This is a genomic window from Legionella spiritensis, from assembly GCF_900186965.1.
In the GTDB taxonomy this organism is placed as follows: Bacteria; Pseudomonadota; Gammaproteobacteria; order Legionellales; family Legionellaceae; genus Legionella_C; species Legionella_C spiritensis.
In genome coordinates this window covers 3,233,395-3,245,975 of sequence record NZ_LT906457.1, presented here as the reverse complement: position 1 = coordinate 3,245,975, position 12,581 = coordinate 3,233,395, and the positions used below count along the sequence as shown (strand labels likewise).

Below are 12,581 nucleotides of genomic sequence, written 5' to 3'. Positions count from 1 at the left end.
GTTAATATTTCCTTAATCTGTATTGATTAGAATGGAATCATAGAACGACCAAAGGAACGAACCATGGCTATCACAGGGTTTTTTAAAAAACCAAACACGCTGCCTGATACCCCGTCTGTGCAGAAGGTCAGACAAGATCAAAAAACAGGACGGGAGCTGGTTGATGTTGGCGGTTATGGGGATTGCGGATTCCGGGCGGTTGCCGCAGGAGTACTTGACAATTTTTTTGCCCAGACTTTTACCAATCAGCCATTATTAAAAAAATTGCTGGAGCGCCATTTTCAATATTTTCCTCCAAATCCGGCGGTGGGTTTGAGTACACCGTTTGATAGGGTTCGCAATACGGTGAGTACGCCTGCCGGTATGGCGAAATTCCTCAACGAATTTGCTTTTACGCTGCGCCAGCTTGCTGTGGAAGAGATGGTTGCCCACCCGGAACATTATCGAGGCGCGTTTGTGAATGGACATGAAGGCACTTCGCCGGAAGAGATGCGCCAGCCCGCTACCTGGATAGATGAAACGGCCATTGCGGCACTGGCCAATGCGACCAATCTGCCTATTGATGTGCGGGTAGTAGAATCCGGCAAGGAATTGGCAATGCGATTGCAATACGGTCCGGATAGCAAGAAAACCACGTTTGATCCGGTGGTCATACAGTTACAAAACGGGCATTATATTCCACAATTAAGACAGTCTGCCCTTTTTAAATCCGTCAAAGGACAACCGGTATCCGTCACATTCCCCACGGCGGACCATAGTCATGATCCGGATATGGCCAGCATCCTTCTGCGGATCAAGCAGGACGATGAGCGTATGGCCACGTTGTTTGATGATCATTTCAAGCGCTTGAACAGCATGCTCGACGCCAGGGAAATAAACAAGGAGCAATTAATACAGATTTACATAGATGGTATGGGCAGTAGTGATTATTTAAAAGGACGCGTACATCAGGTGGGACTGGAAAACGGTAATCAACGGTTCTTTGCCGATGTCATTGAGAAGGCCCAGGGTGGTGGTTTGCCCATCAAGCTAAGCAACGATACCCATGAAACGCAGGTTGTTCATGAATTGACGCATGCCATCGCACGGGCTATAGCCATTGGCCATCTCGATCCGGAACAGGTATACGCTTATATTGATAATAATGAGGAGGAAAAACCCTCTTCCATGAGGCTTTCCTAGGCTCTGTGAACCAATTTTTTCCGCTCGAAAACAAGACAACTATAGTTGCGCAACAACTAATAATTTCTTGTAGCCCGTCATGAAGGCGAAGCCGTAATGCGGGATAACGTTTACTTCGGTGCCCGCCTCTCTCTGTGATGCGGTATTTGGACATCAAACCCGCAATACGGCCTGCGGCCTTCTTGCGGGCTACGGCTCTTTTATAAAAACCCTTCTTCTTTCATCCATTCGTCACTGGCAAATTTGGACATATAGTTGCGTATGGAATCGGGCAGGATCACCAGACATTTCTGGCCCTGGCTCAATGACTGCGCAGCCTGCACGGCGCCCCACATGGCCGCACCACTTGAGCCGCCGACCAAAAGCCCTTCTTCACGAATCAATCGTCTTGCCATGTTGAACGAATCGGCGTCGCTGGTTTTGATGTAGCGGTCGATCAAATTGTTATTCAAAACGTCCGGAAAGAAGTCATAACCGATCCCTTCCACCTGATAAGGCTTGATCTCATCGCCGCCTCCCAATATGGAACCTTCCGGATCCACGCCGACGACTTGAATGGACGGGTTGTATTCTTTCAGGCGTTTGGCAATCCCTGTGATGGTACCTCCCGTACCGACTCCGGCCACAATCATATGCAAATCCTTGCCGAAATCATCAATAATTTCCTGGGCGGTGCCGTGGTAATGCGCATTGGGGTTGTCCGGATTGGCGTATTGATCGAGAATGTGCGAGTCGGGGATATCGCGTTGCAGATCTTGCGCCAGGGAAATATGGCTATCCGGATCATTCCATGCGGCTTCCGTCCGGGTTCGGTAAATAGTCGCGCCGAGACGTTCAAGAACCGCCTGTTTTTCATGACTCATTTTACTGGGCATGGTAATGATAACCTTGTAACCCATGACTGCCCCGGCCAGAGCGATGCCGATTCCGGTATTTCCGGAAGTGGGTTCAATCAGGGTGTCGCCTGGTTTAATCCGTCCGGATCGCTCCGCGTTTTTTACCATCGCATAGCCGATACGGTCCTTTACAGAACCGCCGGGATTAAAAAATTCGCATTTGGCATAGAGTTCACAAGACAGCGCTTCGCTTATGCGGTTAATTCTAACAATCGGCGTATGGCCGATGGTGGCAAGAATATTATCATAAATCATAGTTCGTCCTTACTAACAAGTTGGTAGCCAGTATACGCATAATCATTTTTTATCCCAACGGAAATTTGATGATTCCGTTCAACTTTGACTCATTTTTTTTTAGGTTGTGTTGTCTATGGACAACCCGACAAATCTATCGGGCAAAACAAAAAAATGGTTGCGGTTTTCATTTCTACAAACCCGGTGTTTATTGTTGAACGTGAAGGTTGTATGATTTAAAAATCAGCGGATGGCCAGGCTTTATTTTACAGGGTGCCGCCGTTAAGATTAAAAAACGTAATTCTATCAAACATTCCCAAGGATGATACCATGCAAAAAATCAAGTTGAGCAACTCGTTGATAACCTTTTCTCTGATCGTCACCATGCCCGTTCTCCTGGCCGGTTGCGATGCCATTCGCGATTTGATGGGCGAGTCGGAGAGCCATTCATCAAGTATGAATTATTATTCCGACGATACCGCACACCAGAATGGTTATTCTTCAACTGGATCATCAGCGGACAGTAGTGCCAGTGGTTCCGGGGGCGGCTCGTCGTCTTCCGATGCGATGAGCGCTAAAAAACCGGCTACCAAATCCGTGAATACTCCGGCAGTCCCATTAGAGGCTCCGTCTGTAGGTCAGTAGGAATGTGGGTTAGAATATACCTCCGGAAGATAACAACCATCGGACATAACCCATGAGTGATTTAAAATTGAAAGCCGCCCGCGCGGCGCTGGAATACCTGGATAACGAAACGGTTATTGGTGTCGGAACAGGTTCGACCGTTAATTTTTTTATTGATCAACTGGCGACCGTCAAGCATCGCATTGACGCCTGTGTAGCCAGTTCCAGGGCGACGGAAGCCCGATTGCGGGCACTGGGTATTCCAGTGATCGACTTAAATGCAGCCGGTGATTTGAATATTTATGTAGATGGCGCAGACGAGGTCACCGAACGACATGAGATGATCAAGGGTGGCGGCGGTGCGTTAACACGCGAAAAAATTATCGCGACTGTGGCCAGCCAATTCCTCTGCATCGTCGATGAGTCGAAGGTAGTCAAACGCCTGGGGCATTTTCCTCTCGCCGTTGAGGTATTGCCTCTTGCAAGAAGTTACGTAGCCCGTGAGCTCGTGAAGCTGGGTGGTGATCCGGAATACCGGGAGGGATTTATAACAGACAATGGCAACATCATTCTGGATGTCTTTAATTTGGAAATAACAACGCCCATTGCCCTTGAGGAAGCCATCAAATTGATCCCCGGTGTTGTGGAAAGCGGCCTGTTCGCCAAACGTACCGCGGATAAAGTGCTGGTTGCCGGAAGTCAGGGTGTGCAACCATTGTAAATGATACCCAATAGCCCGCTATGCGGGCGAATCCGTAATGGGAGATAACGTTTATACAGGTACCCACCTGCTCTGAGTACGAGATTTGGTCATAAAACCCGCAATACGGCCGCACTTGCAATCTCGTGAAACAATTGTCACAAACCCCCATAAAGAACATCAAACCAGACGTTTTGATTCTATAAACGATTGTGGCCTGTTGTCTTATATCCAAAGCGCAATAACAATAGTAAACATAGGATAAATTTTGTGCAAATAATTGATGATGAGTCTTAAGTTTTTCTTAAGGTTTCCCCGTTATACTATTTTCAATAGTCAAAGGGAGCTTTCATGCGTGTATTAATTGTCGAGGACAATACATTCAATGCGTTTTGCCTGACTCGTTTGTTACAGGAGGTGCACCCTCATGTGCAGGTAACGACGGTTGGCGACAGTATAAGTGCCTTGAGCGCTATTGCCCAGGAGTTGCCGTCTCTGATTATTATGGATGGTGATTTGGGCGCGAGTGATGGTTTGCACTGTAATGGCCCGGCCCTGGCAGATTTGATCTGGCAAAACAATCCGTCTTTGCCCATGATTGCCTGGTCGGATTCCGAAGGCATGCGGCATGCGTTTGCAAGAATTTATAAATTACATAAAAAACCCTTCAATGATATGTTATGCTGGCCCAAAATAGTGGCTCAGGAGCGCATTCGCCAATCCCTGATGCAATTGCGTTTGTTGTCTTACCAGACAAAACCGGTCAGTACCGTCAGCAAGAGCGCCGAAGCGCTACATCTTTGATGCCTGTTTATTACAGCGGTCGAAGCTGGATCCGTCTGTCATCATCAACAAGCAGCATATGATTGACTGGCACATCCTCCCATTGAGCATCCAATCGCGTCAATTTTTCAGAGGCGATTAACACCGCGTGATGACTTTCCGAATGGTTTTCCTTTATGTCGTTTCGCAGGGGATTCGGTGTAAAGCAGTGGCCGGAAAAATAATGCAGCGAATCCGGCGATGTTTTTTTACCGGAACAATAACGGGTGGCCAGCAGGCGACGCCCGTCAGTAATGCAGATATTAAAATAGGAATCATCCTGTGTGCCAAATTGTGCTACCAGGGCGTTGACTTTTTCAATGGTGGCCTGGAATACATCGGCGGCGACGGATAGCTGAGACAAGTCTTTCTCTTTGGCGAGTTGCAGAAACAAGGCAAAAAAATGTTCCGAATCCGTTTCCCCTTTGATCCAGTTGTAAATGTCATCATCCAGCAAATGCCTTAAGTGTCTTTTAACCGGCATGAAATCGGCAATCCCGCCATTATGGATTAACATCCATTCACGATGAATAAAAGGATGACAATTATAATGGGTCACCCCGCCTTCGCTGGCGGCTCGTACATGGGCAAAAAAGCAGGTGGATTCCACTTTAGCGGTCAAATGCAATAAATTCTGGTCATTCCAGGCCGGAGAAATGGATTTGAACAAGGCGGGTTCCTTACTGATATGATGGGCATACCAGCCGAGGCCAAAACCGTCGCCATTAGTCGGAACATCGGTTTCACGCGCGTGCAGACTTTGCATAATGATGGAATTGGCCGGCTTGACTAACACTTCTTCCAGCAGGACTTTATCGCCAAGATAGGCAACCAGACGGCACATATTCTCTCCTGTTTCCTGTTAACTATAGCAGGAAAAACACACCTTAATATTGACTTAATAATTTCTGCGTACAATTTATTTTCAGCAATCCTTATCCTGAAGGAAACACCTATGCCCGGCGCTATTATCGAATCGCTTTTAAGTTCTGTTACGCCTCATCGTTTTTTACTGCATGTTGGATTAACAAGGGAGCAGTATAAGCAAACGTCTGCTGTTTCAGGAGAGGAAAAACAGGCGTTGGCCCGGAAAATAGTAGACCAGGGCGGTGATAGAGAGGTTCTGGCCATTATTGAAGTTCTGGCAAAACTGGAGTTTTCTGTGGATCGTAATAATCCTGTGCGGGCGGGAAATCGTTTATTAGCGCAAGTCATGCGCGCTTACCTGGCCCGGCATGAGGAAGAGCGGTTTAATCAATATTATCAAAAGCAGGGAAAAGCCAGGCTGGCGGAGTATAAAATAGCTCCTGAAATTAAAACCATGTGGGCCATCATCAACAGTGCGGCTGAAACCACCTTGTCGTCCCGACAATACGAACAGTTCCTTGAGCAGGGTTATCAAATTATTCCTTTGTTTCATTACGAGCAGCTATTGCCGGACATCACGGATGAGCAATTTATGCGTGGTGAACGCTATGATTTAATCAAGGACAAGGCGCTGGTCGCCGCCTTTAACGAACAATTAACAGCGGATGAAGAGACGCTGGACTGGCAACCGGATACCGATTCTCTGGCGGACACGATAAGCAATATCCAGGCCCATATTCTGCATACCAAATGGAAAGTAGGTGGTGTTTGGTTTTTCAGCGGCGGTGTAGAGCATGAAGGCAGGCGGTTGCCTCACCGGGTATATGAGATGCTTGAGCGGATCAACCTATGGCAAGGGAACTCGCGAGCAACAGAAGAGGAAACCAGACAACTGTACCGTGATCTTGTCGAGATAGCCAAAGAGGCTATCGATCATCCGCGGCGTGGTCGGGACGGCGGTACAACGGCGTTCTACCAGGCTATTTTCACCCATAGGGTGCTTGATGAACGTTATCCCTTCCATGGGGAAGAACCAGACGATGGGCAGCCGGATGAAAAGACGCTGCTTTTATTATAGGCTCTGTGCACCAAAATTTTCCCAGCTGCAAATGCGGCTAATTGGCGCCATTATCCACATTTTCGTTTTGCGAAAAAATTGATTCACAGAGCCTGGGATTACTCAAACAACTTGCGAATGGTATCAGGCACCGGTACGGATTGATTTTTGCGGTAATCCACCCAGACGATTTTTGAGGTGCCTTGCGCCACCAACTGCTCGCTCTGATACAAGTCGTAATCGATGATAAAACTGGAGCGTCCCAGGCTGTGGGCGCTGCTTTTTATGGTCAGGGTAGCCGGATAAACCACCGGTTTTAAAAACGTGCATCCCACGTGAATGACTACAGGTCCTGCGGGTTGCTTCATGTCCAGATGGAGGTTTTCCAGCCATTCGATCCGGGCCTGTTGAAAATAATCAAAGTAACGCGTGTTATTGACATGCCCAAGCGCGTCCATATCACCCCATTCAATTGCAAAGGTTTTCTGGTGAATCGTGATTTTTTTTTCAGTCATGACAGATCCATGGGATCAACGTCCACGTTCCAGCGGACGTTGCGGGTTAATTTATTTATTGTTAACCACTCTCGTAATCCAGTCAATGTTCCCTGTAGCGTTGTACGCGACGGCGATTTCAGCAGCAATTGCATGCGATGCTGATGAGCCTTGCGCGCCAGCGGCGCCGGAGCGGGCCCAAGCACCTGAACCGGCTGGTTGCGCAGGTGATCCTTGATGGCGTGGAGAAATTGCAGCAAAGACTGCGCTTTTTTATCCTGGGCGCGAATGACCGCGAGGTAGTGATAAGGCGGTAAGGCGGCTTGTTGCCGCATGTCAAGCAGCGCGCTGGCAAACGCGTCGTAACCTTCCTGCACCAGCAGATTGAGCAGCGGATGTTGCGGGAGATGGGTTTGGATAATGACCTGGCCGTCCTTGTCGGCCCGCCCCGCCCGTCCTGCAACCTGGGTTAATAACTGGCCGAGACGTTCGAGGGCGCGGAAATCCTGATTGTAAAAGCCGGCGTCGGCATCGACAACCACTACCAGAGTCAGTCTGGGGAAATGATGGCCTTTCGCGAGCATTTGTGTGCCCACGATTAATTGCGCCTCGCCCCGGTGGATCTGTTCCAGACGAGCGTCAAGTTCATGCTTCCCACGCACTTCATCCCTGTCGACACGAAGTACCCGGGTTTCCGGAAACTGCTCGGAAAGATAGTCGTGCAGACGTTGCGTGCCGGCTCCTATGGGAATTAATTCCGTGCTTTGGCAGTGTTGGCACAGGGCTGGTACCGGGGTGCTCAGGCCGCAATGATGGCAAATAACGCGCTGACTGCGGCGATGATAGGTCATGTGGCTGTCGCAGGCGCGGCAATCCACCATCCAGCCGCATTGATGGCATAATAATACCGGCGCGAAACCGCGGCGGTTAATAAAGACCAGAACCTGATTATGGTTTTGCAGATGCGTTGCGATGGCTTGCAGGGTGACCGGTGCCAGGCCATGCTGAAGCAAGACGTTGCGCATGTCCGCAATCTGGATATGAAGCGGATTCTGGTTTATCGCTTTCTGGCGCAGACGTAACAGGGTATATTTTCCCTGTCGGCAGTTTTGCAGACTTTCAAGGCTTGGGGTTGCCGAACCAAGGATGATAGGAATATCGCTCTGATGCGCGCGCATCAATGCGGTATCACGCGCGGAATAACGAACGCCCTCGGCTTGTTTCAAGGAGGCGTCGTGTTCCTCATCAACAACAATCAGACCCAGCGCTGGCATGGGGGTAAACACGGCGGCCCGTGTTCCGATCACCAGTTTCACGCGACCGGCTTGCGCCAGATGCCAGGCCTGTTGCCTTTCCCGCTCATTCAAGCCGGAATGAATAACGACCATAGGCTGATCAAATCGTGCCTGAAAACGAGCCAGAAGCTGAGGCGTCAAGCCAATCTCGGGAACCAGAATCAGGACTTGCCGCTCTCTAGCCAAAACACCGGCGATAACCTGCAGGTACACTTCGGTTTTACCGCTGCCGGTCACGCCTTGTAATAAAAAACAATGATACGCGGCGCCATGCCCGAGAATGGTTGCAACGGCACTCGCCTGCTCCTCGTGTAACAACAGCGGTTGTTCCCGGGATGGCCGATGGTGTCGCGGAATATCCGCCTGCCGGAAATGGGTTATTACGCCCAGTTTCAGTAACGCGTTCATCTGTGCGGCGCTGAATCCCGCCTGAGTCAGCTCTTTTCTGGTTACAGCCCCGGACGATTGATTGAGAACGTCGATCAACGCGTGTTGTTTGCCGGCTTGCCTTGAAAGCAAGGTGTGGGCGGTATCGGCTGGCATGGCCAGTTGATAATAATCGCAGTAAGGTAGCTGTGCCGCTTCCCCGAGACGATATTTTTTGGGCAGCATCAGAGACATCACTTCCGAAAGCGGTGACTGATAATAACGGCTCACCCAATGACCTAATTGCAGAATGGATGGACTTAACAGGGGCTGTTCATCAAGGATCGTGAGAATGGTTTTTAGCGCGCGGTCGCTGCCTTTTTGCTCATCAATGGCTATGACCACGCCGATTCGTGTTTTATGGCGAAACGGCACAGCGACTCGCGCCCCTATGGCCGGAAGTGTGCCATCATTGGCCAGATAATCAAAATAGTCGCGGCTGGTGTTTGGCAGGCATACTCTAACGATCTTATTCATAGCCGGATGTTCCGGTAATGACGCCGGCAGGGAAAATCGTACATTACTCCTGTCCGCTTTCTTGCGGGCGCAGCCATTGATGGCTGGCTGATTGCCCCGGGGCGGAAAACACTTTAATGACAATTTTTTCAATGCGGTGTCGTATTAATTCCTCGCGATCCTTGATTAATTCTTCCACAAACCAGCGCGACAGTTCCTCAACCGTAATATTGGTGAGGGGCATGATGGTCACGTCTTCTTTAAGAAAAGGAATTTTTTTATGGTTGAACGTAAAATAATAATACGTGTCGTCTTCGGCAAACGTAAGGAAAGGCGAAAATTTTGGCATCAAAAACGTTTGATTGAGATGCCGGCATAACTGATGGATCCGATCCTTGTAGTAACGGTAATCAAACGTCATGCCGTTTTCTTCCACCCAGGTCGTCAATGCCAGATAGACGGTATACATATGGCCGTGCAGAGGTTCGCGCTCGGTTGCGGAAAACAGGGTGGTGTGGCCCGCGGAAAATTTCATCGATTCTTTTTGTAATTCCACGGTTGTTAAATATCTGCTCATAGTCATAAACTCGCTCGTTTATCATGCCATTGAAAACCTTGCAGAGGAACGTCTATCTGTTTGGTCAGGGCTATAACCTTGAAGAGTTCGCCCATTTCATCGGGCTGGATCAATCGTTTGACGGCCTGTTGGGCGCGAAACAGCGTACGTTTGTCCTCAATTGCTTCCAGTAAGCTTAGCAAACCGTTCGCCAGCAAAAAAGAGGCTTGATTGGTATAGCCGCTTACATGAAAGCCGGCGGCATGCCCCGCTTCGGCAACGTGGGTAAAATCGACGTGGGCGGTGATATCCTGTTCGCCGATATGCACCAAAGGATTGCTATGGGCCTGGTGATGATAATGGCACATCAAGGTGCCTTGATGCCTGTCAGGATGATAGTATTCATGGCGTGGGAAACCATAATCGAAAATCAGCATGGCACCTTGCGCCAGTATTTGACCGCACTCCTGAAGCCAGTCGTCAATAAACAGATTGACTTCCGACTGGTAGGACGGCGGCAGGGACGGCAGGTTCCTTTGTATGTAATCCAGCAGGCGCTGATTGGTACACGGTTTAAACCGCTCCTGTAATTCCCCCGCGGAATTTAACGTCACCATGCTCTCGCAGAGTCCGGATGTTGTCTGCATAAAACGGTGTACCGGCATGGCGTCCAGGATTTCGTTGGCGATCATCACGCCGCAAAACGGTTTTTTTGGCCAGCGATCCAGCCAGCGTACCCGGTTAGCCAGATGAGGAATTTCCTGCTCGACCAGTGCCTGTTGACGATGACGAAGATGGCCGCTGACCTCCAGGATATCATAGTGTGTCGGCAGGGATTGCAGGCGCTCCAGTTGAGCGAGCAAATCCACACACAGGCGGCCGGAACCGGCACCAAATTCAAACACAACAGGGTCATTGATGGTCGTGAACAGTTGCAGGCATTGTTGCGCCAGGGTCTGGCCGAAAAGCGGTGTTAATTCCGGGGCTGTGATAAAATCCCCCTCGGGGCCGAATTTCTGCAGTCCCGAAGTATAATAACCACCGTCAGGGGCGTACAAGGCGTGTTGCATGAATTCTGCAAAAGGGATTTCATGGCGCTGCCTGAGCAGTGTTTGTAAGGACGTCATAGCGTTCATGCGTTGGATAGGATAAATACGGGGAACATACCTTGAATCAGAACAATAAACAAGCAATTCCAGTGGCCTTAGTCACGGGATCGGCAAGACGGATAGGCGCGGCTATTGTGCAGATATTGCATAAAAGTGGTTACAAGGTTGTGATTCATTGTCACCACTCGCACACTCAGGCGGACAAGCTGGCACAATTGTTAAATGACCTACGGGCCGACAGCGCCCTGGTTATCCGACAGGATCTGAATCAGCCTGATGTCGGGGAGCGGTTGATTCATGACGTGATAAACCGGACCGGCCGCCTGGATCTGCTGGTGAATAACGCGTCGTTGTTTAGGCGAACCGAGCTTCACCAGTGGGATGCCCGGGATCATCAGGAACTGTTTGCCGTGAACGTTTTGGCGCCGCTTGCACTGAGCATGGCCGCGTTTCCATTTTTGAGTCAACAAAGAGGCTGTATCGTTAATATCACCGATATTCATGCGGTAAAGCCTCTGAAAGGGTATGCGTCCTACTGCCAGACCAAGGCGGCACTGGCTATGCAGACCAGGGCGCTGGCCCGGGAATTGGCCCCCACCGTACGGGTGAACGCGGTTGCCCCGGGAGCTATCCTCTGGCCGGAGCATGAGAATGCCTTAAACCAGGACATTCGCGAGCACATTATTGCCGGCACGCCTTTAAAGAGTCACGGGCAACCGGATTACATCGCCCAGGCGGTACTGGCGTTGATCGACAATCCTTTTATTACCGGTCAGATTTTGAATGTGGACGGGGGGCGCAGTGTCTGCTGAAGCGTTGGTGATTCAAATACGTATTCCGTCATCTCTCGTCATGCCAAGCGCCTGCTCAATGCCCCGCAGACTTTTTAGTGTATAGAAATGGGAGAGGAAGGCGGATTGCCGTTGTTCTCTGAAGTAATAACGAACCAGTGATTTGCTTTGCAGCACCGCCCGATGCTCGTTCTCCAGTGCTGCCAGTCCGTGCAGATGCTGCAAAAAAAGCTGTTTCTGGAGGTGCGGCGTCACCGGTGCCGGCGAAAGATGTAACAGTTCCTGATACAGCCAGGGCTTTCCCGTTCCGGCTCTGGCAATCATAAACGCGTCACAGCCTGTCTCACGCCACGCGGTCTGCAGGTCGGTGATGTCCTGCAAGTCACCGTTGACGATGAGCGGCAGTGACGTAGCCTGTCTGATACGCGCTATTTGTTTCAAGTCACAGGGCGTATCGTAATCATCAACCCAGCGCCGTCCATGAACAATCAGGGCATCGGCGCCCGCCTGTTCAATTATTTGGGCAAGCCGGATATCTTCCTCACGACCTTGCAGACGGATTTTTACCGTCAGGGGACAACGCACTCGTTGACGTATGGCGTCAACGATGGCGTACAATAACTGCGGTTGCTCCAGCAAGGCGCTCCCGGCTCCTTTTTTGCGAATTTTGGGTTTGGGACAGCCGCAATTAATATCGATCAGATCGGCGGACAAGTTTTCAAGCCTCACAGCCGCGTCGGCCATCACTTTCGGATCGTTGCCGGAAATCTGGTAACCCAGGATGGTTTCTTCCGGAGCGCGATACAGGTAGCGGGACATCGCCGTGTGTTTATGTACCAGATCGTAAGCGGATATCATTTCGGATACGCAATAGGCCGGTGGGGTGAAACGATGGAATAATTGCCTGAACGGGGCGCAACTGAAGCCTGCCAGCGGGCCTTGAATGAGACGGTTCGGTAAGGACAGCGAACCTATGGCAAGCGGGTTGTTTAGAAAAGATCGCATGCGGCCGGATCATGGGAGTGAAAATCAACGTTGTTTGCATTATACACATCTATTATCATGTGCGCAT

General features: G+C 50.1%; 13 protein-coding genes. 6 read left to right on the top strand and 7 right to left on the bottom strand.

Annotation, left to right across the window (positions count from 1 at the left end):
• Positions 1 to 63 precede the first annotated feature (63 nt).
• Positions 64 to 1,182, top strand: a complete 1,119-nt coding sequence (locus CKW05_RS14760; protein WP_058481992.1) for an OTU domain-containing protein — start codon at positions 64 to 66, stop codon at positions 1,180 to 1,182.
• Between the two features lie 200 nt (positions 1,183 to 1,382).
• On the opposite strand, the gene CKW05_RS14755 is transcribed toward CKW05_RS14760, so the two are convergent.
• The gene (locus CKW05_RS14755) at positions 1,383 to 2,333 is read right to left on the bottom strand and encodes a pyridoxal-phosphate dependent enzyme (RefSeq protein WP_058481991.1); all 951 of its coding nucleotides are present in this window, start codon (positions 2,331 to 2,333) and stop codon (positions 1,383 to 1,385) included.
• A 309-nt stretch (positions 2,334 to 2,642) separates the two neighbouring features.
• Between CKW05_RS14755 and CKW05_RS14750 the strand changes: the two genes are divergently transcribed.
• From CKW05_RS14750 to CKW05_RS14740, 3 genes are all read left to right on the top strand, one after another.
• Positions 2,643 to 2,957, top strand: a complete 315-nt coding sequence (locus CKW05_RS14750) for a hypothetical protein (RefSeq protein WP_058481990.1) — start codon at positions 2,643 to 2,645, stop codon at positions 2,955 to 2,957.
• A 52-nt stretch (positions 2,958 to 3,009) separates the two neighbouring features.
• Complete coding sequence (rpiA, locus tag CKW05_RS14745) at positions 3,010 to 3,657, top strand: ribose-5-phosphate isomerase RpiA (protein ID WP_058481989.1); 648 nt, start codon at positions 3,010 to 3,012, stop codon at positions 3,655 to 3,657.
• A gap of 330 nt (positions 3,658 to 3,987) precedes the next feature.
• Positions 3,988 to 4,440, top strand: coding sequence for a response regulator (locus CKW05_RS14740; RefSeq protein ID WP_058481988.1), 453 nt, complete (start codon positions 3,988 to 3,990; stop codon positions 4,438 to 4,440).
• Positions 4,441 to 4,450: 10 nt separating this feature from the next.
• Here CKW05_RS14740 and CKW05_RS14735 read toward each other — a convergent pair whose 3' ends face one another.
• On the bottom strand, positions 4,451 to 5,302 hold the full coding sequence (locus tag CKW05_RS14735; protein WP_058481987.1) for a class II glutamine amidotransferase: 852 nt from the start codon (positions 5,300 to 5,302) through the stop codon (positions 4,451 to 4,453).
• 111 nt (positions 5,303 to 5,413) lie between these two features.
• Between CKW05_RS14735 and CKW05_RS14730 the strand changes: the two genes are divergently transcribed.
• Complete coding sequence (locus CKW05_RS14730) at positions 5,414 to 6,403, top strand: hypothetical protein (RefSeq protein ID WP_058481986.1); 990 nt, start codon at positions 5,414 to 5,416, stop codon at positions 6,401 to 6,403.
• Between the two features lie 98 nt (positions 6,404 to 6,501).
• Here CKW05_RS14730 and CKW05_RS14725 read toward each other — a convergent pair whose 3' ends face one another.
• Genes CKW05_RS14725 through CKW05_RS14710 form a run of 4 tightly spaced genes read right to left on the bottom strand, consistent with a single transcriptional unit; the run spans position 6,502 to position 10,745 of the window.
• Positions 6,502 to 6,897 (bottom strand): acyl-CoA thioesterase, encoded by a 396-nt coding sequence (locus CKW05_RS14725; RefSeq protein ID WP_058481985.1) that lies wholly within the window; start codon positions 6,895 to 6,897, stop codon positions 6,502 to 6,504.
• Positions 6,894 to 9,074, bottom strand: coding sequence for a primosomal protein N' (locus tag CKW05_RS14720; RefSeq protein ID WP_058481984.1), 2,181 nt, complete (start codon positions 9,072 to 9,074; stop codon positions 6,894 to 6,896). Before CKW05_RS14720 ends, CKW05_RS14725 begins: the two co-directional genes overlap by 4 nt.
• 43 nt (positions 9,075 to 9,117) lie before the next feature.
• On the bottom strand, positions 9,118 to 9,630 hold the full coding sequence (locus tag CKW05_RS14715; protein ID WP_095140671.1) for a 6-pyruvoyl trahydropterin synthase family protein: 513 nt from the start codon (positions 9,628 to 9,630) through the stop codon (positions 9,118 to 9,120).
• 2 nt (positions 9,631 to 9,632) lie between these two features.
• A complete protein-coding gene (locus tag CKW05_RS14710; RefSeq protein WP_058481982.1) occupies positions 9,633 to 10,745 on the bottom strand; it encodes a class I SAM-dependent methyltransferase in 1,113 nt (370 codons plus the stop codon).
• Positions 10,746 to 10,777: 32 nt separating this feature from the next.
• Here CKW05_RS14710 and CKW05_RS14705 point away from each other — a divergent pair, with 32 nt between their 5' ends.
• Positions 10,778 to 11,530: a pteridine reductase gene (locus CKW05_RS14705; protein ID WP_058481981.1), complete on the top strand. Its 753-nt coding sequence runs from the start codon at positions 10,778 to 10,780 to the stop codon at positions 11,528 to 11,530.
• A 12-nt stretch (positions 11,531 to 11,542) separates the two neighbouring features.
• Here the strand turns inward: CKW05_RS14705 and CKW05_RS14700 are convergent, their stop codons facing one another.
• A complete protein-coding gene (locus tag CKW05_RS14700; protein ID WP_058481980.1) occupies positions 11,543 to 12,514 on the bottom strand; it encodes a tRNA dihydrouridine synthase in 972 nt (323 codons plus the stop codon).
• Between the last annotated feature and the right edge of the window lie 67 nt (positions 12,515 to 12,581).

Excerpts from the sequence above, each read along its gene's own strand:
- CKW05_RS14760 (WP_058481992.1), top strand. The coding sequence starts at position 64 with ATGGCTATCACAGGGTTTTTTAAAAAACCAAACACGCTGCCTGATACC.
- CKW05_RS14755 (WP_058481991.1), bottom strand. The coding sequence starts at position 2,333 with ATGATTTATGATAATATTCTTGCCACCATCGGCCATACGCCGATTGTT.
- CKW05_RS14750 (WP_058481990.1), top strand. The coding sequence starts at position 2,643 with ATGCAAAAAATCAAGTTGAGCAACTCGTTGATAACCTTTTCTCTGATC.
- rpiA (WP_058481989.1), top strand. The coding sequence starts at position 3,010 with ATGAGTGATTTAAAATTGAAAGCCGCCCGCGCGGCGCTGGAATACCTG.
- CKW05_RS14740 (WP_058481988.1), top strand. The coding sequence starts at position 3,988 with ATGCGTGTATTAATTGTCGAGGACAATACATTCAATGCGTTTTGCCTG.
- CKW05_RS14735 (WP_058481987.1), bottom strand. The coding sequence starts at position 5,302 with ATGTGCCGTCTGGTTGCCTATCTTGGCGATAAAGTCCTGCTGGAAGAA.
- CKW05_RS14730 (WP_058481986.1), top strand. The coding sequence starts at position 5,414 with ATGCCCGGCGCTATTATCGAATCGCTTTTAAGTTCTGTTACGCCTCAT.
- CKW05_RS14725 (WP_058481985.1), bottom strand. The coding sequence starts at position 6,897 with ATGACTGAAAAAAAAATCACGATTCACCAGAAAACCTTTGCAATTGAA.
- CKW05_RS14720 (WP_058481984.1), bottom strand. The coding sequence starts at position 9,074 with ATGAATAAGATCGTTAGAGTATGCCTGCCAAACACCAGCCGCGACTAT.
- CKW05_RS14715 (WP_095140671.1), bottom strand. The coding sequence starts at position 9,630 with ATGAGCAGATATTTAACAACCGTGGAATTACAAAAAGAATCGATGAAA.
- CKW05_RS14710 (WP_058481982.1), bottom strand. The coding sequence starts at position 10,745 with ATGAACGCTATGACGTCCTTACAAACACTGCTCAGGCAGCGCCATGAA.
- CKW05_RS14700 (WP_058481980.1), bottom strand. The coding sequence starts at position 12,514 with ATGCGATCTTTTCTAAACAACCCGCTTGCCATAGGTTCGCTGTCCTTA.